Source organism: Paenibacillus castaneae, from assembly GCF_002884445.1.
In the GTDB taxonomy this organism is placed as follows: domain Bacteria; phylum Bacillota; class Bacilli; order Paenibacillales; family Paenibacillaceae; genus Pristimantibacillus; species Pristimantibacillus castaneae.
Map to the genome: position 1 here is coordinate 979,048 of NZ_KZ614144.1, position 21,808 is coordinate 1,000,855.

Annotated in this window: 19 protein-coding genes and 2 riboswitches; of the genes, 13 read left to right on the forward strand and 6 right to left on the reverse strand. The window is 48.0% G+C overall.

From position 1 onward, the window contains the following. Nucleotides 1–26: 26 nt before the first annotated feature. Together CEF13_RS04135 and CEF13_RS04140 are read right to left on the reverse strand one after the other, a co-directional pair. Nucleotides 27–779 (reverse strand): CPBP family intramembrane glutamic endopeptidase, encoded by a 753-nt coding sequence (locus CEF13_RS04135; protein WP_102709553.1) that lies wholly within the window; start codon nt 777–779, stop codon nt 27–29. Further along, entirely contained in the window at nt 780–1,304 is a 525-nt protein-coding gene (locus CEF13_RS04140; protein WP_102709554.1) for a PadR family transcriptional regulator, read from the reverse strand. Between the two features lie 537 nt (nt 1,305–1,841). Beyond that, a riboswitch (purine riboswitch) is annotated at nt 1,842–1,942 on the forward strand. Nucleotides 1,943–2,064: 122 nt separating this feature from the next. On the opposite strand from CEF13_RS04140, the gene CEF13_RS04145 reads away from it, so the two are divergent. Both CEF13_RS04145 and CEF13_RS28995 read left to right on the forward strand, forming a co-directional pair. Next, entirely contained in the window at nt 2,065–3,450 is a 1,386-nt protein-coding gene (locus CEF13_RS04145) for an NCS2 family permease (protein ID WP_102709555.1), read from the forward strand. A gap of 176 nt (nt 3,451–3,626) precedes the next feature. Beyond that, nucleotides 3,627–4,190 carry a hypothetical protein gene (locus CEF13_RS28995; RefSeq protein ID WP_208414585.1) on the forward strand — a complete coding sequence of 188 codons (564 nt, stop codon included), beginning with the start codon at nt 3,627–3,629 and terminating at the stop codon, nt 4,188–4,190. Between the two features lie 141 nt (nt 4,191–4,331). On the opposite strand, the gene CEF13_RS04155 is transcribed toward CEF13_RS28995, so the two are convergent. The 3 genes from CEF13_RS04155 to CEF13_RS04165 form a co-directional block, all read right to left on the reverse strand. Further along, nucleotides 4,332–5,264 (reverse strand): proline dehydrogenase family protein, encoded by a 933-nt coding sequence (locus CEF13_RS04155; RefSeq protein ID WP_102709556.1) that lies wholly within the window; start codon nt 5,262–5,264, stop codon nt 4,332–4,334. A gap of 101 nt (nt 5,265–5,365) precedes the next feature. Continuing rightward, nucleotides 5,366–6,442 (reverse strand): phosphodiester glycosidase family protein, encoded by a 1,077-nt coding sequence (locus CEF13_RS04160; protein ID WP_102709557.1) that lies wholly within the window; start codon nt 6,440–6,442, stop codon nt 5,366–5,368. Beyond that, nucleotides 6,439–6,870, reverse strand: a complete 432-nt coding sequence (locus tag CEF13_RS04165) for a flagellar basal body-associated FliL family protein (protein WP_102709558.1) — start codon at nt 6,868–6,870, stop codon at nt 6,439–6,441. The genes CEF13_RS04160 and CEF13_RS04165 overlap by 4 nt, the downstream gene beginning before the upstream one ends. Before the next feature lie 265 nt (nt 6,871–7,135). On the opposite strand from CEF13_RS04165, the gene CEF13_RS04170 reads away from it, so the two are divergent. From CEF13_RS04170 to CEF13_RS04180, 3 genes are all read left to right on the forward strand, one after another. Beyond that, nucleotides 7,136–8,884: a stalk domain-containing protein gene (locus tag CEF13_RS04170; protein WP_102709559.1), complete on the forward strand. Its 1,749-nt coding sequence runs from the start codon at nt 7,136–7,138 to the stop codon at nt 8,882–8,884. A 216-nt stretch (nt 8,885–9,100) separates the two neighbouring features. Beyond that, on the forward strand, nt 9,101–10,084 hold the full coding sequence (gene msrB, locus CEF13_RS04175) for a peptide-methionine (R)-S-oxide reductase MsrB (protein ID WP_102709560.1): 984 nt from the start codon (nt 9,101–9,103) through the stop codon (nt 10,082–10,084). A gap of 23 nt (nt 10,085–10,107) precedes the next feature. Next, nucleotides 10,108–10,677, forward strand: a complete 570-nt coding sequence (locus CEF13_RS04180; protein WP_102709561.1) for a nitroreductase family protein — start codon at nt 10,108–10,110, stop codon at nt 10,675–10,677. 68 nt (nt 10,678–10,745) lie between these two features. Here the strand turns inward: CEF13_RS04180 and CEF13_RS04185 are convergent, their stop codons facing one another. Then, the gene (locus CEF13_RS04185; protein ID WP_102709562.1) at nt 10,746–12,023 is read right to left on the reverse strand and encodes a glycoside hydrolase family 18 protein; all 1,278 of its coding nucleotides are present in this window, start codon (nt 12,021–12,023) and stop codon (nt 10,746–10,748) included. 430 nt (nt 12,024–12,453) lie between these two features. Next, nucleotides 12,454–12,553, forward strand: a riboswitch (purine riboswitch). Between the two features lie 333 nt (nt 12,554–12,886). Between CEF13_RS04185 and purE the strand changes: the two genes are divergently transcribed. The 8 genes from purE (at nt 12,887) to purF (ending at nt 21,785) form a co-directional block, all read left to right on the forward strand. Next, nucleotides 12,887–13,372: a 5-(carboxyamino)imidazole ribonucleotide mutase gene (purE, locus tag CEF13_RS04190; RefSeq protein WP_102709563.1), complete on the forward strand. Its 486-nt coding sequence runs from the start codon at nt 12,887–12,889 to the stop codon at nt 13,370–13,372. Next, complete coding sequence (gene purK, locus CEF13_RS04195) at nt 13,369–14,607, forward strand: 5-(carboxyamino)imidazole ribonucleotide synthase (protein WP_102709564.1); 1,239 nt, start codon at nt 13,369–13,371, stop codon at nt 14,605–14,607. Before purE ends, purK begins: the two co-directional genes overlap by 4 nt. A 7-nt stretch (nt 14,608–14,614) precedes the next feature. Then, nucleotides 14,615–15,910 carry an adenylosuccinate lyase gene (gene purB, locus CEF13_RS04200; protein ID WP_102709565.1) on the forward strand — a complete coding sequence of 432 codons (1,296 nt, stop codon included), beginning with the start codon at nt 14,615–14,617 and terminating at the stop codon, nt 15,908–15,910. Nucleotides 15,911–15,925: 15 nt separating this feature from the next. Beyond that, on the forward strand, nt 15,926–16,822 hold the full coding sequence (locus CEF13_RS04205; RefSeq protein WP_102709566.1) for a phosphoribosylaminoimidazolesuccinocarboxamide synthase: 897 nt from the start codon (nt 15,926–15,928) through the stop codon (nt 16,820–16,822). Nucleotides 16,823–17,149: 327 nt separating this feature from the next. Further along, complete coding sequence (gene purS, locus CEF13_RS04210) at nt 17,150–17,395, forward strand: phosphoribosylformylglycinamidine synthase subunit PurS (protein WP_211297054.1); 246 nt, start codon at nt 17,150–17,152, stop codon at nt 17,393–17,395. A 4-nt stretch (nt 17,396–17,399) separates the two neighbouring features. Beyond that, nucleotides 17,400–18,095: a phosphoribosylformylglycinamidine synthase subunit PurQ gene (gene purQ / locus CEF13_RS04215; RefSeq protein ID WP_102709568.1), complete on the forward strand. Its 696-nt coding sequence runs from the start codon at nt 17,400–17,402 to the stop codon at nt 18,093–18,095. After that, entirely contained in the window at nt 18,073–20,319 is a 2,247-nt protein-coding gene (gene purL, locus CEF13_RS04220; protein WP_102709569.1) for a phosphoribosylformylglycinamidine synthase subunit PurL, read from the forward strand. Before purQ ends, purL begins: the two co-directional genes overlap by 23 nt. After that, entirely contained in the window at nt 20,301–21,785 is a 1,485-nt protein-coding gene (purF, locus tag CEF13_RS04225; protein WP_102709570.1) for an amidophosphoribosyltransferase, read from the forward strand. The genes purL and purF overlap by 19 nt, the downstream gene beginning before the upstream one ends. The last annotated feature ends 23 nt before the right edge of the window (nt 21,786–21,808 follow it).

A 21,808-nucleotide genomic window follows, 5' to 3' on the forward strand; every position in this document is an offset into this window, starting at 1 on the left:
GTCTGAAAAGATTCGTAAATGTGGATTTATGCAGGAATGGTGCTGTTATACAGTTGATTCTTTCTACTAGAAGCAAGCAGCAACGCCAATTGAATAACCAAAATACCAATGACGATGTAATCATACAGATGAGTGCTTGGTTCATTTCCAGTGAAGTTGATAAAATTATGCAAGCCGTGGAACAGAATCGTCAGCAGAATGGCCCGATTTCTGACAACAAGCAGCGACAATACAAACCCCACTAGGAATGCATAGACAATTTGCAAAATCGTATTTTGCAGCGACTGGCCACTAAGTGCCTGGAGTGCATGTGTGATCCCGAATAAGAAGCTGGAGCCAATTACAGCAAAAGCTGTACCTTTAGACATAAGGACACGCAGCATGATTCCGCGGAACAAAACCTCTTCTACGAATCCAACCAAAAATAATTGAGATAGCAGCATATATGCGAAGAACGAGAAGGAAGCGGCTTGAAATCCGTTATTGCCGATTACCAATACAATTAATATGAGCAATAAGGGAGCATAATCCAGCCATTGCTTCTTTGTCAGGTTAGCCAGACCGTCGAAATAAAACGTATGCCATCTCCTTTTGACCGACAAATAAATGAGAAGAAACAGCGCGATGGGAATAAAGCCGAAGAACGGAGCAAGCGGATGCGTCAATTCGGCGATGGAGACGTAGGCACTCCCGCCAGCAACAAATATCATCAGCATGAGTTCAATCAAAATAATAATCAAATACGGTCTTTTTACGTTGAAGCTGTCAGCTGTTTTCAATTAAAACTCCCCTTTTTGTATTATTTTTTTGAGCCATTCGTTTTCCATATTGTAGAAATGCAAGCCGTAATGCATAACGGAAACCCGGTAGTAATAATCGTCTTTATTGTCCAGCTCAGCTAGTTCCTGTGTAACAATGGATTGAACGGCTTCTATTTGAGCGATAATTTGCTGGATGGATTGCTGGTACATCGTAATGTTAAGCGTTCTTGTCGCTTCATCGAGGTAATCATAGAAGAAAATTTTGATCAGATATTCTCTTTTATTGGATTGCAGCGGCTCGCGCAGCCATAGCAGAAATTGCTTCCGGCCCTCATCTGTGATGGAATAAAGCTTCTTGTTTTTGCTGTTGTTCGTTTCTTCCTCAGTAACCCACTGGCTTTCGACTAACCGCTTGAGTGCGGGATAAAGACTGCCATAGCTCATTTTGTAAAATATGCCAACCGACTGTTCCGTTATCTTTTTGATGTCATAGCCGCTCATTTGTCCTTGTATGAGCATTCCCAAAACAACCTGTTCAATCATGCTCCCACTCCTAAATGTATCTTTTAGATATATCTACTTGATACATTTAATTTATTTGAATTCACAGTTTTTGTCAAACGTTTTTTTTGGCTTCAGGATCAGGATTAAGTAACTGGAAAAGCTACATCTATTTCTTCGAAAGGCTCCAACTATTTACTTTTAACTGGAAATACTGCAGCTAATTCGGGAGTTTCTTAGTAAAGTGTAGGTTTTCGATAGAATTAACGTGAGCTTATACAGCTAAAGGGCTCTAAAAAACCCGACGAGACAAATTAGCTGTAGCTTTTACAGTTAGTCATTCTAATTAGGGTCTAAAGTGAAACGGGGCTAGTTGGTGTGGCACTATATTGGAATTATTCTTATTATCTAATATGCCTTCTGCGAGCACGGAGCTAGGATTAAGCGTCCATATAAGGGTGAAGGTAGGAAATAAATGACATTAATTTTGAAAGACGAATAATTTTAATGGTAAATGACGTTAATGTTCGTGAAAGTGGTTGACAAAACATACCCTTCTTTATAAAATTAAAAACGGAAAACAACAACAGCATATCTTTTCGTATAATCTCAAGAATCGGCTTGAGAGTCTCTACTAAGTCACCGTAAATGACTAGGCTACGAAATTGGCGGAGAAGCTCGCGGCGGTTTAGCGGGTATACTTTTCCCCTTTTTGCAGAGCCTAGGAGAAATGCGATTATTTGCATTTTTTTCTAGGCTTCTTTGTTTGTTCCACCACAATTTTGGGAGGTTAGTAATCAAAATGGAACGTTTCTTTCGCTTAAAGGAACACGGAACAAATGTCAGAACGGAGATTATGGCGGGGCTGACGACTTTCATGACGATGGCATATATATTGGCCGTCAATCCAATCATTCTTACACCAGCAGGACTAGATTGGACAGCAGTCTTCTTAGCTACGGCGCTTGCTGCCGGTATTTTCACAATCGCGATGGGGCTGTTCATTAACTTCCCTGTAGCACTTGCTCCCGGAATGGGACTCAATGCGTATTTTGCATCCGTAATCATTGCTTCAGCAGCGACGGATAAGCCGATCTCTCCGGCAATGGGCTTAACGGCTGTGTTTATCTCAGGTATTATTTTCATTATTTTGACACTTACTCAAATTCGTCAAATGCTGATTACAGCTGTCCCTGACAGTCTGAAAAACGCTATTACAGTCGGTATCGGTTTGTTTATTACCGTAATCGGCTTGAAAACGAGCGGCCTTATGACGATTGCAGTTTCGAGCTTTAACGATATTAAGGCATTTGAATTCACGCCTGTCAGCGGCTCTGAAACGGTTATACAGCTAGGAAGCTTTCAAGACGGAACGGTAGTGCTTACGGTTGTCGCGATTTTTCTGATCGCTATACTGATGGTGCTTCGTGTACCAGGCGCCATTTTGTTTGGTATTCTAGGTACGACTGTTATATCCATCCTAACGGGTCAAGTCAAAGTGAAAGATGTGTTCTCGGGTCAAACCTGGGTACCTGATTTCTCCAAAATGAACTTTTGGCATTTTGATTTCGCTGGGGTGTTCGAGGTGGGACTGGTAACCGTTATCCTGACCTTCACCTTCGTTGAATTATTCGATACTTTCGGTACGCTTGTCGGTACGGCAACTCGCGCCGGCTATATGAAAAATCCGGAGGAAGGCAAGAAGCGGATCGGCAAAGCGATGTTCGTCGATGCAATCGGCGTCAGCGGCGGCGCTGTGCTTGGTACAAGCACGGTTACTGCATTCGTTGAAAGCTCCGCGGGCGTAGCGCAAGGTGGACGTACAGGTCTTACGGCTGTTACGACCGGCGTTTGCTTCCTGCTTGCTATCTTCTTGTCGCCGATCGTAGCGCTCGTTCCGGGCTCTGCAACAGCGGCTGCGCTTATTATTGTCGGCGTGCTGATGATGCAATCGGTTAAGGATATTGATTTCTCTGATTTGGTTTACGCCATTCCTTCATTCCTTACACTTGCATTAATGCCGCTTACTTACAACATTGCTAACGGTATCTCATTTGGTATCGTATCGTATGTGGTGCTTGCAACGGTTGCCAATCTGACTGGCAAAGGCAAGTATAAAGTACACTGGCTCATGTGGATTCTAGCGGTGCTTATTATCGGCCGTTACGTATTCATGGGCGGGGAATAATATTGCCAATAAATAAGAATAAGTCGAAGAAGCAGCGCTGGACTAGCGCTGCTTCTTTTTTGTGTTTATGAGACTTTGGACAAATCATTAAATGAATGCTAATGCTATAGTCAACCGTACAAGCAGAGCGGAATTTGCAGAATAAGTTGTATTACAATAACAGAAAGGAGACCGCCATGCTTAGAAAACAAAAAGCGTTAAGTAAGCAGGCAAGACGGATGATCGGTCAACCCGTTTGTGTGGAGCTGAAGAACGGGGGCTTTTATGTCGGACGAATCATGGGCGTCGAGAAGGGACAACTGATTCTCTCTGGTCAAAAGGGTAAAGGGAAATTGAATCCTTCACTTTCACAACGAACAAAAAAAGCAAAAATATCTGCAATATTACCGGGGACTGCTGCCCCGTTTGGAAACTTTGGAGGGAGCGGATCCTTTGCTCCTGCTGCCGCCGTCGTAAATCAGGAAGGCAACGGACCAGGCAGCGGTCCGGGTTTCGGTCCAGGTTTCGCTCCAGGTAATGGTCCAGGTAACGGACCAGGTAGCGGTCCGGGTTTCGGTCCAGGTTTCGGTCCAGGGTTTGGCCCAGGCTTTGGCGGAGGGTTTGGTGGTGCCGGAGGCCCTGGAAGCTTTGGCGGCTTTGGCGGTATCATGAATTTTATGAAAAAAGCTTGGCCGGCTGTTAATATGGGTATGGGAGTCATCAAATCTATTATACCGTTTGTAGGTTTGTTTAAAGGTTAAAACGAGGGATGCTAATCGGATCGATCTTCCCTCCAGTTACGCAAAAAAGAATCATCCCTTATGGCGGGAAAGATTCTTTTTTGCGTTGCTCGTATACGGAAGGGCTTAAGACAAAAGCGCCAAGGCTGCCATGAAGCAGCATCAGCGCTTAAGAGTTGACATATTTTTGAGCACCAGCATAAGGTTGGCGGGCTTCTCGGCAAGACGGCGAGTGAAATAGGGATACCACATCACACCATATGGCACATAGCAGCGGATGCGGTATCCCTCCTTGGCAAGCCTTGCTTGTTCATTCATGCGAAGCCCATACAGCATCTGGAATTCAAAAGCATGCTTGGGTATTTGTTTTGCGCGAGTATAAGCCTTCACCCAGCTAATGATGGCATCATCATGTGAGGCAATAGCAGTGTAGACGCCGTTATCCAAATGAAGCTTTATGATGCTTTTGAAGCTTTCGACAACTTCGGACGTTTTCTGGTAGGCAACAGCATCCGCCTCTTTATAAGCGCCCTTCACAAGGCGTAAATTGATTTGCTCGCGAAGCAAATCCTCTGCATCCTGCTGGGTTCGGAACAAATAGGCCTGCAGCACGGTTCCTACATTCGTTAAGCCCTCTTTATGAAGTCGTCTCACGATATCGATAGTGGCCTGCGTATAAGGTGAATTCTCCATGTCGATGCGTACGAAGTTCCGGCAATGTCTTGCCTGTTTAACTACCTCTCTTATGTTCGAGAGACAAACCGTCTGATCGAGACCAAGTCCCATTTGAGTTGGCTTTAAAGATACATTGGTGTTTGCTTTGCGGGCTGCAATGCCTTCGATCAGTTTAATATACTGCTCTTTGTATGCAGCCGCTTCACTTAATTCCGTGATACCTTCTCCCAAATGATCGAGCGTGGCCATAATGCCAAGACCATTAAGCTGCTCAACCTCATCCAAAGCCTCATCAAGTGTTTCTCCGGCTATGAACCGGCTTGCCAGTCCTTTGCCATAGGTTGTAGACATTTTCTCCACAAACTTGAATCCCGTAATCGTTAATAGCGTCCTTCGATACCATTTGGAGCCCATGCCCATCTGTACTGCTCCTTTCAATAGAAACATTAGCAGGAGTGTGGTTCCGGCAGTCGGTATCAGTATATTCGCAATTAACGATCAAAAGGCTACCCTTTGTGCAATTATTTGAAGAATAAGAAATGGGTCGGAAGCTTGCGAAGCTCTCCGCCAGACGGCTTATTAATGACTTTGCCATTAAAAATGAGTGAGGATGAGCCGCCGCCATCCAGATTGTATCCGTCAACCGCGCCATAGCGCTGAAGCAGCAGCTGCATTTCGTCCAGCGTAGCTCCAGAGCTGCCGGCTTCGTTATAGCCGTCCGCAACAAGGAAGAGCAGCTGGTCATCCTTAAAGTTGGCAATAACAGTCCGAGGAGCGCGTTTTGGGCTCGTCTGCCATTTGGCTGGAATAGGCTGGGTCGTACCGCCTCGAAGCAATACCGGAACGAAGGATGCGCCGAATTTCGGTTTTTTGGCATCAAGCTGTTCTTTAGTCGCAAACTTGCCGCCAACCAGTTCATTCTTATCATTTAGTCCGACAAAAAACAAATTCGCACGCGGCGGCTCGAAGCTTGTTACATATTCGCCGTCTACAATCGTCGTGCTCAGCGGATAGCGTTTGCCGCTTCCGTCAGCAAAGCCGCCTGCATTGACTCCCGCTATTGCATGATGGCGGTTCACGGCAGCGAGTGTCGTTTCCGCTTGGCCAAGCTCCTTGCCGCCCAGCGTCATCTTCATGGCATCGCTGCTCTTCAGCTTCACCTTCAGCGCATAGGCGTTGAAATGCTCAGCCTTTATGTAGAAGAGCTGAGCCCGCAGCTTGTCCGATTCAATAGTAGCTGAGGGGTTGCCTAGCCTTCTTGTAATATTACGGTCATAGATGGCAAGCGGCCTCGATGCTTGCGAGGCTGCTAGGGATGATAGGTTCGCCATATCCGAATTGGTTTGATTATAGAGTTTAATCTGCTTCTGAATCGATTGCTGGGTCTCTGAAGCTGTTACCTGCGCTTGGTCAAGCCCAATAATGGCAGGCTTAATATCAGCGGCAGGCGGCATCTCGTGCTCAGTAACTGCGCTTGGAAACGCATCATCTGATAATTGAATGACAATATCGGATAAGAGCAGCCAAATCATAATGCTGAGAAAAGGTGTGCAAGCAAGCAGCGCCGTCCGGTTTAATGTTTTTACGGTTATGTTCATTTCAACATGTCCAAATTCTTTTGCAGTTCGTTCAGCTGTTTCTTCACTTCATTTAATTGCGTATATAGCTTATTGCTATTGTCTGTTTTCGAATCGGCGTTATCCTTGGTGAAAGTAAGCAGCTCATTAAGCGCATCAACCTTGCTCTTAAGCTCGGCGAGATCCTCCGTGTAGTTGCTTTCTAGCTGCTGCATGCGGGTCTCATAGGCTTGCTGCATAGCTGTAATCTGAGCGGCTGTTTGTTTCTCCAAATCGACGGCTAGCGTCTGCTGAATCCGCTCGGTATACCATTTGGCGCCCAATACTCCTAAAGCGATGAGAACGATCCATACACAGATAAAGATGAGGAATGTGCCTTTTCCTCTCTTTTTTCGCGGCTTCATTTCATAGGGGCTGGCAGCACGTTGTTCCATAATTAAATCACTCATTTGATTCATTCACCTCTCTTGTTAGTCACTTGCATAGAAGATCGGATGAACGAACTGCAAGCATTTCGGTACGTAATAATAGACGATCAAACCCTGCTGAATAGTTGCGGACGTCATCTTATTGTAACAAAGAGAATATCTGATGTCCTGTTTTGCAAGTGGTAATTTATTGAATATTTCAATTTATGCGGAACATTATGCATGTTAACAGCGTCTAACTAATCGGGATGCGGCAGTTAATGCTGTGAACCGGAAGGAGAAGAAGATGAATAAAGAGAAAAAGAGCAAACGGATAGCAAAGAGAATCATTATTGCCAGCTTGTTGGTTTCACTTGCGGGGGCGGGGTTTGGTTCGCAAGATAAGATAAACGCAGCAGAGCGGCAGCCGATCAAAATTACTTTTGTACACGGCCAGAAGCAAATGACGCTTAATGGAAGCGTAAAGCAAATGACGACACCGCTGCCGGTTGTTAATGGGGTTACGATGATACCTATTCATACCCTTGCAAGCGCAGTGGGAGCGAAAGTGTATAATGACTCGAAGGGCACTCATATCGATACTTACTTTAACAAAGTAACACTGAACGTAGATATGCGCGGAGCGCGCCGCAATGACAGCTATATTCTGATGTCCTCTGCAGCGACTAGAATTAACGGTACGATGCATGTTCCGCTATCAGCTGTAAAGCAGCTTTGGACAGGGAACTATACCTTCAATGCTGAGCTTAAGCAAATTAGTATTACCATTCAGCCAGACCCAAATGTGGAGCCTGTTGCCGATTTTAAAGCTCCTGTCGAGGTGAAGCTCGGAGAACCGGTTGAATATACGGATCTTAGCTATGATCTTGATGGAAAGATTATGAAGACGGAATGGGCAGGACGCAAAAGCGCGTATTTCGAGCCTGGGGTATATACAGTGACCCTGAAGGTTACGGATGACGATGGCGCAGTCAGCGCGACGAAAACGCAGGATATTACTGTGACTGATGAAGTCATGTATACGCCTTATGAATATTATTTGCGTTATGGTAACCCAGGCGACAAGTTCGCGCTGGACGCGAAGCTTATGAATACCTTTAAAGAGGTCGATACGATAGAATCCAAGGGCGGACGTACGTTGTATATGTCGAACGCGCCTGAACGTTTCTTCGGCGAGGGTTTGCTGTACGAGGATGATCTAAATGATGCGAGCCGATTATTCCTTCATCACCGCAACGGCTCTGAAGAGCGTCTTAAGATTGCGGTCGTCGCGACTAACAAAGGAACAGAAAGCGTGAAGCTGAAGCTTGGCAACCGCGGCCTTGCTGGACCGAGTGTCAGTGCGATGCAATTCGGTTCTGCTGCTGTATTGAGATATTTACAAGGCTCTACGGCGCGTGAGATGATCATCGAGCCTGGAGCATCCGTTCCGATATTGCCGGAATTGGAGAAAATCATTATGAATCCGACGGAGGGCTTCTCCGGCTTGCTTGATGTTGATATGGATGGACCGCTAACCTTCACGACATTAGCGCTCAATGAATTTACGGATCCGGTAAGTGTTGTGTCCAACGCGCCGCTGCTTGAGAAGGTAGGAAATCGTGGTAAATTTTTTGATACGGATCAATATATTGAAGTAAATGAGAAGGTTGGCGTAACCGAGAGCAAGCTTCGTCTCGGCAGCCGCGGCGATGTTATGGTAGGCGTTGACGCGCTGACAGGCGGAATGACCTATAACGGAGGCGAGTATGGCGCCGTTACGACGGTCAAGCTCAAAAGCGTTGCATACGGAACTCGTATTCTATTGAACCCAAGAGCAGGTATTTTCCAAGGTGCGGTATCCGTTAATGGAAAAGTAATCTCGGTTCCGACAGGCGGACATGTGAATTTATCCGAAGGTGTGCTGCTTTATACGCACAAGCCTACAGGAGCTGAGCTTAATTCACCGCAGGAAGTGACGATCCAGTATACTTCACCAGGTGCGAGCTCGCTGCCAATCCTGTTTGTCTTTTTGCCAGGTAAAGCTTTTGAATAGGATGTAGTATTGTAAAACAGCCGATCAGGATTTCTACTCCTGACCGGCTGTTTTGCTTATTTGGTCTAAAGCTGCTGCTTGAACCCAGCGAGAAAATTTAATGTCAGCATTTGAGCGGCTTTTGAGACAACCCCTTCTTTTTTTGATGTTAGCCATACTCGTCATGTATAATAGAGAAGCAAGACATGAAATGAAATATTCAGGAGGGTGATCAGTATGGATCAACCAATCATAAATAACGGCACAAGCCGTAATGAGGCGAAAGCGGTGTTCGCTGGTGGCTGTTTCTGGTGCATGGTTTCGCCGTTTGAAGAAATGCCGGGCATTATCTCGGTCGTATCCGGTTATACAGGCGGCCACACCGTTAACCCAACCTATCAGGAGGTTTGCTCGGAAACAACAGGCCATACGGAAGCGGTACAAATTACGTATGATCCGCAAGTGTTTCCTTATGAGAAGCTGCTCGATATTTACTGGCGACAAATCGATCCAACCGATGCAGGCGGACAGTTCCATGACCGCGGTGAATCGTATCGGACGGGCATTTACTACTACACGGAGGAGCAGCATCAGCTGGCTGAGAAATCCAAGCAGGAGCTGCAAGCAAGCGGCCGCTTTGACCGTCCGATCGTGACTGAAATTGAACCGGCTGGACCCTTCTACCCAGCGGAAGACTACCATCAGGGCTATCACAAAACCAACCCGTTCCGTTATAAAAATTATCGTAAAGGCTCTGGCCGTGATGCGTTTATCTCCGAGCATTGGACCGTGAAGAAGGATCCTGCTGAGCTGAAGCAGAAGCTTACGCCTATTCAGTATGAAGTTACGCAAAACAGCGGAACAGAGCGCCCTTTCACTGGCGAGTACTGGGATCACGTAGAGGATGGCATTTATGTAGACATCGTTTCGGGCGAGCCGCTGTTCAGCTCGCGTGATAAGTATGACGCTGGCTGCGGCTGGCCGAGCTTTACGAAGCCGCTGCAGGCTGCTGCTGTGACGGAGCATACAGACTCCAGTCATTTCATGGTGCGTGTAGAGGTGCGCAGCAAGGAAGGCGATTCTCATTTAGGGCATGTATTTGATGACGGTCCACAGCCAACAGGTCTTCGTTATTGCATTAATTCAGCATCCTTGCGATTTATTGCCAAAGATGACTTGGAGCAAGAGGGCTACGGCGAATACTTGCATTTATTTAAATAGCATAATCGGAGGAGATACCGGATATGAACGTTGAAGAAGCTATAAAAACGCGAAGAACGATTGGGAGAGTGAAGAAGGATCCCGTTGATCGCGCTATTATTGAGAGACTGATTGAGGCTGCTGTATTTGCGCCAAGCCACCATAATACGCAGCCATGGTCATTTATTGTTATGACGGGAGAAGGACGCGCAAGGCTCGCTGAAGGCTACGCACGCGTAAGCGCCGCTGCCGTGCCTGAGCTGAGCGGTCAGCCGCTTGAAGAGCGCCTTGCGAAGGAACGCTCTAAGGCTTACCGCGCTCCGGTCATTATAGCTGCTGTCTGCGTGCCGTCAGATAATCCTCGCGCTGTGCTGGAGGAGGAGCTTGCGGCTGTACAAGCAGCCGTTCAGAACCTGCTGCTTGCCGCTCATGCGAATGGCCTAGGCGCCATTTGGCGCTCCGGCGATCCGATGTATCATCCACTCATGAGAGAAACACTTGGACTCGCAGAGGATGCGCAGCTTGTCGGCTTCATTTATCTGGGTTATCCAGATATGACCGCCCCTGAACCGCAGCGCATTCCTGCGACTGCTAAGACAGTGTGGCTGGAATAGTATTGAAAAGGCGCAGGGCTTCTCCTTATAGTCGGAGAGGCCCTGCGCCTTTTATTTTGCTTCTAGCGCTAAACAAGCTTTTTAATCGTAAAATTCGCACCGAGCACATACCAGTTTTGCGGAAACGGAATGCCGAGAACCCAGTAGCTTACCCCGCGTAGGTTATAGGCTTTGACAATATTGAATTTGGCCTGCACGCTTCGCGCATCTTCAAACCAGACGATATGCTCGCGGCCCTCTTCATCATAGTAAGAGTAGAACGGGGATTGGCTCTCCTCGTTGTATTGGATATCAGCACCATATTGTATGGCTCGATTCAGCGCTGCCTCCGGGCTGACGGTCGGAGCCCATTTTCCTCCTTTTACGTAAGGAAGCGTCCAATCATAGCCGTATAATGGCATGCCCATAATGATTTTCTCTGGAGGCATGACGGACAGCGCATAGTTCAATACCTTAACAACCTCGTTAAGCGGTGCGACAGCAAGCGGCGGGCCGCCTGACCAGCCCCATTCGTATGTCATAAGGATAACAAAATCAACGATTCTACCGTGGGCCGGATAATCATGCGCCTCATATAGTGTGCCGATCTGGTCGGCGCTCTGCTTGGGAGCCAAGCAGGTCGATACCAAATAATTTCGCGGATGCAGCTGATCAACGACTTTTTGTAGAAATGCATTATACAGCTCACGGTCAGCCGGAGGCACGTATTCGAAATCAATATTGAGCGCAAGATAGCCTTTATTCTCCATAAGGTCCAAAATATTAGCGATCAGCCGCTCTTGGACCTCGGGATTGGCCAGAACGGCATGAGCAATATCGGGGCTGAACGTGCCATTCTCGAAATTAGTAATAACCATCATCGGAGCAGCACGCTGCTCATAGGCTGCAAGAATAATAGCTGTTTCATCTAATTCAATGAACGTGCCGTCTGGTCTAACGCGATAGCTGAAAGGACTTAAATAAGTTAAATATGGGCCGATTTTTTCGATGATTTCAACCCCTGCTGGTCCGAATTTTTCCGTATATCCGTTAACTTCTATCGTTGGTTTCACGGCTTGCGGAATGACGATCGTCTGGCCTGGATAGATGAGGGCAGGGTTTTTGATTCCATTGAACCGAGCAAGCTCCTTCAGTGTGACGCCGTATCGCTGCGCGATGGCCCAAAGCGTTTCACCATGCAGCACTTTATGGCTGCCAGCCTCGATGGGTATAATGATCGATTGACCGATGACAAGTATATTTTGCTTGCTTAGGCCGTTTGCAGCAGCAATATCGTCTACGGGAACATCATATTTTTGCGATAGCTGCCATAAGGAATCTCCTTTTTGCACAACATGAATTTGCACTTTTCTAACCTCCTTCTTCGCTATTTCTACCTCAATAGGTTTAATCGCTTTATTGCTTATGCTCGAAAGGCTTGTATTATAACTGTATTCACCTTATGCGCATCCTAGTCTGTTTAAGATGCTTCTGGCTTCTTTGATGAGTTAAAGCGGTTAAGGATGAAATCTGGAATAGTAGGTTGAAACACCTATTTTATGGCGTGCAATTGTTTTTTTTTTGATTCAATGATTGGTAAAAGCGAACTTTCCAAAAGAAACTCAATTTAATGTTCGTATTTCATTGACAGTAGATTGAGGATTAGATAAACTGGAATAGGCTTGAGGCGGAGTGTTCTGCAGGAGCGGAAAACAGCAATTGCCGACCTTTGGAGTCAAGTCACTTTTTAACAATCATTTTAGTAATGAAATAGTAAAGCTTATACGAATCTTATTTAACGTTTATGTAAAGTCAACTCGTATATATTTGGGATTAGGCCTGAATGTTTCTACCCGGAAACCTTAATTTTCGGACTACGAGCAAAATGAACATAACAGGCGAAATCGCGCCTATCGTCTCGCATTGCGAGATAAGCTTCGATTCGCCGCATATGATATGGAAGCCAAGCAGGACATAGGTTGCCTCTCTAACGAGGCAGCCTTCTATTGTCTGTATGGCCCATGCTGTGCCGTGCTGTTATTTTCATTGAAGTGATTGCAGCTGCCTTCATTCGGAAGAATGCAGGTACTTCAATATTCTTCGCTTGCTCTGGTCCTTAGGCATTCCTATTCATATGGCTGCTGACGGGCCTTTTTTGGTTGTCGTGAGGTACATCTAAATAATCGTTTACATGGAAATTCAACTTATACATGAAAGTGGGTTTGATCGCATGTCGGCTAAGGTGGGCGTCATCATGGGCAGCAAGTCGGATTGGGACACAATGAAACTAGCTTGCGACGTTTTGGAGGAATTGCAAATCCCTTATGAGAAAAAGGTCGTGTCGGCGCATCGGACACCGGATTTAATGTTTGAATATGCGGAAACGGCAGTAGAGCGAGGGCTGAAAGTCATTATTGCTGGAGCAGGCGGCGCTGCGCATTTGCCCGGCATGGTCGCTTCGAAGACGATACTGCCGGTCATTGGCGTTCCCGTCAAATCTTCGAATTTGAGCGGACTGGATTCCTTGCTATCCATTGTACAAATGCCAGGCGGTATTCCTGTTGCTACTGTTGCGATTGGTAACGCTGGCGGAACGAATGCTGGCCTTCTGGCTGCTCAAATGCTCGGAGCGTTCGACCCCGAGGTGCAGGCGCGAGTGCAAGCACGCCGCGAACGCATCAAGCAGGAAGTGCTGGAAAGCAGTGAAACGCTATGAGTAAGGAAGCGGGCAAGAGCCAGTCGCAGACATCATCTACGGAAGCTGTGAACGAGCAACCTGAGCTTAGTACACGGCAGCCCGCAGGAAGCACACTGCTTCCTGGCAGCACCATCGGCATTCTAGGCGGCGGACAGCTTGGCCGCATGATGGCGAATGCGGGAAGCGCAATGGGCTATCGATTCATCGCGCTCGACCCGACGCCGGATGCGCCGACTGGACAAGTTGCAGAGCAAATCGTTGCAGCGTACGACAATCGCGAAGCCGCTCGCGAGCTGGCTGAGCGTTCGGATGTGATCACGTACGAGTTCGAGAACGTTGACGCAGACGTAGCCGCTATGCTCATGAATGAATCTTATGTACCGCAGGGCAGCGAGCTGCTGTATACAACACAGCATCGGCTTCGCGAGAAACGCGCAATTGAAGCTGCTGGCGTGCGGGTAGCTCCGTACAGCGAGATTCGCAGTGTGGAAGAGCTTCATGAGGCCGTTGCACGTTTTGGAACGCCTTGCGTCCTCAAGACAGCAATGGGCGGCTATGACGGCAAGGGCCAATGGGTTATCCGCAGCAAGGATGAAATACCGGAAGCGTATGAGACGCTAGCACGTGCCGGCGTTCAGCTGGTTCTGGAGCAGTTCATACGCTTCGAGAAAGAATTATCAATTATAGCGGCGAGAAGTCCACAGGGTGAAATAAAAGTGTTCCCCGTTGCGGAAAATATACACGTCGATAATATATTGCATTTATCTATCGTGCCTGCGCGAATAAGCGAGAATGTGCAGCGTGAAGCGGAACAGCTGGCTAAACAAATCACTGAAGGGCTTGGCGTTGTAGGGCTTATCGCAGTAGAACTGTTCTATACGGCTGATGGCGAGCTGTTCGTGAATGAGCTTGCGCCGCGTCCGCATAACAGCGGCCACTACACGATGGAGGCATGCCGAACTTCGCAATTCGAACAGCATATCCGCGCAATTTGCAACCTGCCGCTAGGCGATACGACGCTGATGAGTCCGGTTGTGATGGTTAATGTACTGGGACAGCACGTTGAGCCGCTGCTGGCGCTGCTAGCACGCCGCGATGAAACGGCCGAAAGGCTGAAGGTTGCACCAAAGGTACATTTGTACGGGAAAAAAGATGCTGTCCATAAGCGTAAAATGGGACATGTCAACGTTTTGGCGCCAGATATAGATGCTGCACTCAGCTGGATTAAAGAGACAACTATTTGGAAGGTGTGAATGATTGATGTTGGAGCGTTATAGCAGACCGGAAATGAGAGAAATATGGACAGAGGAAAATAAATTCAGAGCATGGCTTGAAGTTGAGCTGTGTGCATGCGAGGCTTGGTCCGAGCTGGGCGTTATTCCGAAGGAAGATGTTGTTGCACTTCGTGCTTCAGCTGACTTCGATATTGATCGTATTTACGAAATTGAGCAGGACACTCGCCATGATGTTATCGCATTTACGCGTGCCGTATCCGAGAAGGCTGGCCCGGAAGGCAAATGGGTGCATTACGGCCTAACTTCTACTGACGTTGTAGATACAGCTATCGGTTATCTGCTGCTTCAAGCTAATGCTATTTTAGTAAAGGACATCGAGCGTTTTATTGAGATTCTTCGCAATAAAGCGATCCAATATAAAGATACGCCTATGATGGGCCGTACACACGGCGTTCATGCACAGCCAACGACCTTCGGTTTGAAGATGGCGCTTTGGTATGAGGAAATGAAGCGCAACCTGGAGCGTTTCCATCATGCGGCAAATGGTGTGCAATTCGGCAAAATGTCCGGTGCTGTCGGTACTTTCGCAGACATCGATCCATTCGTTGAAGAGTTCGTTTGCAATAAGCTGGGTATTACAGCAGCTCCAATTTCCACACAAACCTTGCAGCGTGACCGTCACGCTGAATATATGGCGACGCTTGCGCTTGTTGCTTCGTCATTGGATAAATTCGCGACTGAAATTCGCGCACTGCAGAAGAGTGAATTCCGTGAAGTCGAAGAGCCTTTCGCAAAAGGCCAAAAAGGTTCATCCGCAATGCCGCATAAGCGCAACCCAATCGGCTGCGAGAACATTTCCGGCTTGTCCCGCGTCATTCGCGGACATATGGTTACCGCTTATGAGAATATTGCGCTTTGGCATGAACGCGATATCAGCCATTCATCCGTAGAACGTATAATTTTGCCGGATGCAACGATGCTGCTTAACTATATGCTGAATCGTTTGGGCAACATTATCAACAATCTTCAAGTGTTCCCGGAAAACATGAAACGCAACATGCAAGCGACTTACGGCGTACCTTTCTCCGGCCGTGTATTGACAAAGCTGATCGACAAAGGCTTCAGCCGTGAGAAAGCCTATGATACGGTTCAACCGCGCGCGATGCAGGCTTGGGAAACTCAGCGTCAATTCCGCGACATTATCGGTGAGACAGAAGAAATTACAAGTGTGCTGACTGCTGAAGAAATCGACGATTGCTTCAATCCTGCATGGCATTTGAAGCATGTGGATACGATTTTCACACGCTTAGGATTGATTTAAGGGGAGGTTAGCCGGATGACTGCACAATCGCAAGCTCTATCGACGGCTGTCGATTATATCAAAGCTCCGCTTATCTATAAGGGCAAGGTTCGCGAGCTCTATGATCTGGGCGAGCATTTCCTGATCGTCGTAACGGATCGTATCTCGGCGTTCGACTACGTGCTCGATCCGGCTGTACCGGATAAGGGCAATGTGCTTAACCGCCTGTCAGCTTATTGGTTCCAGCAAACGGCTGATATTCAAGTCAATCATGTTGTGCATACCGATGTGGAGAAGCTTGGCGATATCGTCACAGAGCCGGAAATGCTGAGAAACCGCATCATGGTTACCCGCAAAGCAGAACGAATTGATATTGAATGCGTCGTGCGGGGTTATATTACGGGCGGCGGCTGGAGGCAGTACCAGCAAACATCAGCAATCAACGGCATTGAGCTGCCGGAAGGATTGCGCAAAAACGAACGTTTCCCTGCTCCTATCTTCACGCCGGCTGCCAAAAACGACGTCGGTCACGACGAAGATATTCCGTTTCAGAAGATGGCGGAAATGGTCGGCGCCGAGCTGGCAGAGGAGCTTCGCGACCGCAGCATCAAGCTTTATGAGTTCGCTCACGGCTATTGCGCGGAGCATGGCATCATTCTGGCGGATTGCAAGTTCGAATTCGGACTCATCGACGGCAAAGTTATTCTGATCGATGAGATTTTCACACCAGATTCCTCGCGTTTCTGGGCGGAAGGCAACTATGCCCTGGATATCGAAATCGACAGCATGGACAAAGAGCCTGTTCGCACTTACCTGCTAGGCTCCGACTGGGATCGTGACAGTAAGCCGGCACCACTTCCGGAATCCGTAGTAGCCGAAACGACTACTCGCTACCGCGACATTTACCGTCGTCTTACGGGTGCTGAGCTGTAGAGTCTATTTACTTAGTTTCAAACTAGATTATTAGTTTCAGATATTACTCTTATTTTAAAGAAAAAGGCGGCCAGAGAAAGCGCGGCCGCCAAAAAGCTGCTTCACCGACCACACTTGCGAGAGTTTGAAGGAAATATGCTCACGCGCAGCGTGGGAAGTTGTTGTCGTAGAGCGATAGCGATCGCTTCTTGAAGACCGGGAAATTACCGCATAGCGTGTAATCAGAATTTCCCGGCTTCGAAAGCGACGTAGACAATAACTCCCACCGCCCGCGGACAGCATCGTCCATCACCATCTAGCGAGAAAAACATACATTTTCAGGAGGCTATTATGAAGGCAACCGTCTACGTCACTATCAAGCAAAACGTTTTGGATCCACAAGGAACAGCTGTGCAAGGAGCGCTTCACACGCTAGGCTTCTCCGAAGTCGGCAAAGTGCGCATCGGCAAATATTTGGAGCTTGAGCTTGATACGACTGACCGCGCAGAAGCGGAAACTCGCGTCAAAGCGATGTGTGAGAAGCTGTTCGCGAACACGGTTGTAGAAGATTACCGTTTTGAGCTGGAGGGATAAGGCGATGAAGTTTGCGGTTCTCGTATTTCCTGGCTCCAACTGCGATATTGATTGCTACAAAGCAGTGGAAGACACCATCGGACAATCGGTTGACTATGTATGGCATACCGCTACGGATCTATCCGCGTATGACGCGATTCTAGTTCCAGGCGGCTTCTCTTACGGTGATTACCTGCGCTGCGGTGCAATTGCTCAATTCGCTGCCGTGATGAACGAAGTGAAGAAAGCAGCCGAAGCAGGCAAATATATTCTTGGCATTTGCAACGGGTTTCAAATTTTGACGGAAGCTGGCCTCCTGCCAGGTGCACTTATTCGCAATAACGGCTTGAAGTTCCGCTGCCACCAAGCTCCGCTTGAGGTAGTGAACAGCAAGACAGCTTTCACAAACCAATATTCGCAAGGCGAAATTATTAATATACCGATCGCGCATGGCGAAGGCAACTACTTCTGCGATGACGAGACGCTGGCTGAGCTCAAAGCGAACGACCAGATCATATTCCGCTATGCAGGCGACACGAATCCGAACGGTTCGGTTGATAACATTGCGGGCGTCAGCAACAAAGCAGGAAATGTGGTAGGCATGATGCCGCATCCTGAGCGCGCGATTGACCAATTGCTTGGATCGGAAGACGGCAAACGGATGTTTACATCGATTTTGAATGCATGGAGGGAACAACATGACGCAGCAGTTAACGGCTAAGGAACCGACGGCGGAGCAAATTGCCGATCAAAAGATTTACACTCAATTTGGCGTTTCTGATTATGAATTTGATCTCATTTGCGGTTTTCTTGGACGCAAGCCTAACTACACGGAGATCGGCGTATTCAGCGTTATGTGGTCGGAGCATTGCTCTTACAAAAACTCCAAGCCTATTTTGAAAAAATTCCCGATTACCGGACCTCGCGTTCTTATGGGACCAGGCGAAGGCGCAGGCATCGTCGATATCGGAGACAATCAAGCGGTTGTATTCAAAATCGAATCGCATAACCATCCCTCTGCGGTTGAGCCTTACCAAGGCGCTGCAACTGGCGTGGGCGGCATTATCCGCGATATTTTTTCCATGGGCGCTCGTCCGATTGCGCTGCTGAACAGCTTGCGCTTTGGCCGTCTAGAGAATGAACGCGTTAAATATTTGTTTGAAAACGTCGTAAGCGGCATCGCGGGCTACGGCAACTGTATCGGAATTCCGACGGTTGCGGGCGAAGTGATGTTCGATGAGAGCTATGAGGGCAACCCGCTCGTTAACGCGATGTGTGTCGGCCTAATTGATCATGATAAAATTCAGCGCGGCGTCGCCAAAGGGGTAGGCAATCCTGTATTTTACGTAGGACCTGCAACAGGCCGCGACGGTATTCACGGTGCAACCTTTGCTTCCGTTGAGCTGTCTGAAGAATCCGAAGAGAAACGTACTGCTGTACAGGTCGGCGATCCGTTCATGGAGAAGCTTGTTATGGAAGCGACTCTGGAGCTTATCAATTCCGGCATTGTACTTGGCATTCAAGATATGGGAGCAGCAGGACTTACTTGCTCCAGCGCAGAAATGGCTTCCAAAGCGGGTAATGGCCTTGAGCTTTACCTCGATGAGGTGCCGCAGCGCGAAACAGGCATGACGCCTTATGAAATGATGCTTTCCGAATCCCAAGAGCGTATGCTCTTTGTCGTAGAGCCGCAGCATGAAGCACAGGCAATGGAAATCTTTGATCGCTGGGGCATCATTTGCGCCAAAGTTGGTAAAGTAACGGATGACGGACGTCTGCGCTTGTTCCACCAAGGCCAAGAGGTTGCTGATATGCCGGTTAAAGCGCTCGTTGACGAGTGCCCAGTATACGACAAACCATCGAAAGAGCCTGCTTACTATAGCGAAAATGCAGCAATCGACACGAATGATTTTGCAGAAATTACTGATTTGACTGGTGCTTTGGAGAAAGTATTGGCTTCCCCAACTGTTGCAAGCAAAGAATGGGTTTATAACCAATATGATTACATGGTTCGCACATCTACAGCCGTTCAACCGGGCTCAGATGCAGCAGTTGTAACGATTCGCGGCACGCGCAAGGCGCTTGCGATGACGACTGACTGTAACGGACGTTATGTTTATCTTGATCCTGAAGTAGGCGGACGCATTTCGGTTGCAGAAGCAGCGCGCAACATTGTTTGTTCTGGAGCAGAGCCGCTTGCAGTAACAGATAACTTGAACTTTGGCAATCCGGAGAAACCAGAAGTATTCTGGCAGCTTGAGCGCTCGGCTGACGGTATGTCTGAGGCTTGCGTCGTTCTAGATACGCCGGTAATCGGCGGTAATGTGAGCTTGTACAATGAGAATGCGAAGGGCGCTATTTACCCGACGCCTGTTATCGGAATGGTTGGTTTGGTGCATGATATCGACCACATCACGACACAAGGCTTTAAAGCAGAAGGCGACGTTATTATTCTCGTAGGCGAGACGAAAGCGGAGCTAGGCGGCAGTGAGCTGCAATACGTGCTGCAAGGAGCGCCATCTGGTCGTCCTCCTGAAATTGATCTGGCTGTAGAGAAGAAAGTAATTGATACGGTATTAGGTGCTATTCAGAAGGGTCTCGTAGCATCGGCTCATGACTTGTCCGAAGGCGGCATCGCCGTTGCTGTTGCAGAATCATGCATTAGCGGACGTCTCGGTGCGGACGTCGCTCTTGCGACTGAGCTTCGTCCTGACCACCTTCTGTTCAGCGAATCGCAATCACGCATTTTGCTCTCAGCTAAGCCTGAGCAAGCTGCAGCATTGCAAGCATGGCTAACAGAGCAAGGTGTTGTTCATACGGAAATTGGTACTGTTCGTGGAAGCAGCCTGACCATAAGCGTCAATGGGAAAGCCGGCATTCAGGCGCCGGTACAACAACTGGAGAAGGTCTGGAAGGATGCGATTCCATGTCTGATGAAAAAATAGGACAGGAGCCACTGTTATGGACGGGAGACCACTATAACGAAGGCATTGGCCGTGACGATATATTTGATAAATTGCGTGAGGAGTGCGGCGTTTTCGGGATATTCAATCTCCCCGAAGCGTCCAATCTCTCTTATTACGGGCTTCATGCACTTCAGCATCGCGGTGAGGAAAGCGCAGGCATCTGTACGGTAGATACGAGTAAAGGCAATAAATTCGAGTATCATCATGGTATGGGGCTTGTCAAAGAAGTATTCGACAAGGATAATCTAGATCGGCTGACGGGCGACCGTGCAATTGGTCATGTTCGTTATTCGACCGCGGGAGAAAGCAAGCTGGCTAATGCGCAGCCGCTTATTTTCCGCTATCGTGACGGTGATCTTGCGGTTGCTACGAACGGCAATATCGTGAACGCACCGGAAATTCGCCGCGAGCTGGAAATGCAGGGCTCCATCTTCCAAACCTCAAGTGATACGGAAGTAATCGCGCATCTTATTGCGCGCTCGCCGAAGGATTTCGAGACGGCAGCGAAGGAAGCTTTGCAGCGTATTGTCGGCGGCTTCGCCTTCCTTATTATGACGAATGATAAGCTGCTCGTTGCATCTGATCCGCATGGCTTGCGTCCGCTTGTTATGGGCCGGATCGGCGAGGGCTATGTATTCTCCTCCGAATCCTGCGCTTTTGAGACGATTGGCGCGGAGTATGAGCGTGATGTTCAGCCTGGAGAATTGCTTATTCTGGATTCGAACGGCATGCGCGAGGATCGTTACGCCGATGTTGATCGGCGCGCGACCTGTGCGATGGAATACATTTATTTTGCAAGGCCGGATAGTGATATTAACGGAATCAACATTCATATGGCGCGCAAACGGATGGGACGCCGCTTGGCGGAGGAATCTTTCGTGGATGCAGATATCGTAACCGGTGTGCCAGATTCCAGTATTTCAGCGGCGATTGGTTATGCAGAGCAGACCGGTATTCCTTATGAGCTTGGCTTAATTAAAAATAAATATACAGGCCGGACCTTCATTCAGCCTTCTCAAGAGCTTCGCGAGAAAGGTGTGAAAATGAAGCTTTCCGCCGTTCGTAAAGTCGTTGAAGGCAAGCGCGTTGTAATGATCGATGATTCCATCGTGCGCGGCACGACATCGCTTCGTATTGTTAACCTGCTTCGTGAAGCAGGGGCAACCGAGGTGCATGTGCGGATTACATCGCCGCCTTTCAAGAACCCTTGCTACTACGGCATTGATACGCCAGACCGCAAGGAGCTTATTGCTTCTTTTCGGACAGTGGAAGAAATTCGGAAGCAAATTAATGCCGATTCATTATCTTTTATAAGCAATGAAGGCTTTGTGGAATCCGTTGGCGGCAATGATGGAGCATATAATCGCGGCATGTGTCTAGCGTGCTTCGATAATGATTATCCAACGCCGGTCAATGAAGAGTCGGACAAAAGCTGCAGCTGCTAATAGCAGTTATACATGAAGCATCA

What these genes read in the sequence shown, in the direction of transcription:
- CEF13_RS28995 (WP_208414585.1), top strand. Translation starts at nt 3,627, where the DNA reads ATGCTTAGAAAACAAAAAGCGTTAAGTAAGCAGGCAAGACGGATGATC.
- CEF13_RS04160 (WP_102709557.1), bottom strand. Translation starts at nt 6,442, where the DNA reads ATGAACATAACCGTAAAAACATTAAACCGGACGGCGCTGCTTGCTTGC.
- purQ (WP_102709568.1), top strand. Translation starts at nt 17,400, where the DNA reads ATGAAGTTTGCGGTTCTCGTATTTCCTGGCTCCAACTGCGATATTGAT.
- purL (WP_102709569.1), top strand. Translation starts at nt 18,073, where the DNA reads ATGACGCAGCAGTTAACGGCTAAGGAACCGACGGCGGAGCAAATTGCC.
- purB (WP_102709565.1), top strand. Translation starts at nt 14,615, where the DNA reads ATGTTGGAGCGTTATAGCAGACCGGAAATGAGAGAAATATGGACAGAG.
- CEF13_RS04170 (WP_102709559.1), top strand. Translation starts at nt 7,136, where the DNA reads ATGAATAAAGAGAAAAAGAGCAAACGGATAGCAAAGAGAATCATTATT.
- CEF13_RS04165 (WP_102709558.1), bottom strand. Translation starts at nt 6,870, where the DNA reads ATGAGTGATTTAATTATGGAACAACGTGCTGCCAGCCCCTATGAAATG.
- CEF13_RS04155 (WP_102709556.1), bottom strand. Translation starts at nt 5,264, where the DNA reads ATGGGCATGGGCTCCAAATGGTATCGAAGGACGCTATTAACGATTACG.
- CEF13_RS04140 (WP_102709554.1), bottom strand. Translation starts at nt 1,304, where the DNA reads ATGATTGAACAGGTTGTTTTGGGAATGCTCATACAAGGACAAATGAGC.
- CEF13_RS04180 (WP_102709561.1), top strand. Translation starts at nt 10,108, where the DNA reads ATGAACGTTGAAGAAGCTATAAAAACGCGAAGAACGATTGGGAGAGTG.
- msrB (WP_102709560.1), top strand. Translation starts at nt 9,101, where the DNA reads ATGGATCAACCAATCATAAATAACGGCACAAGCCGTAATGAGGCGAAA.
- purK (WP_102709564.1), top strand. Translation starts at nt 13,369, where the DNA reads ATGAGTAAGGAAGCGGGCAAGAGCCAGTCGCAGACATCATCTACGGAA.
- purE (WP_102709563.1), top strand. Translation starts at nt 12,887, where the DNA reads ATGTCGGCTAAGGTGGGCGTCATCATGGGCAGCAAGTCGGATTGGGAC.
- purF (WP_102709570.1), top strand. Translation starts at nt 20,301, where the DNA reads ATGTCTGATGAAAAAATAGGACAGGAGCCACTGTTATGGACGGGAGAC.
- CEF13_RS04145 (WP_102709555.1), top strand. Translation starts at nt 2,065, where the DNA reads ATGGAACGTTTCTTTCGCTTAAAGGAACACGGAACAAATGTCAGAACG.
- CEF13_RS04205 (WP_102709566.1), top strand. Translation starts at nt 15,926, where the DNA reads ATGACTGCACAATCGCAAGCTCTATCGACGGCTGTCGATTATATCAAA.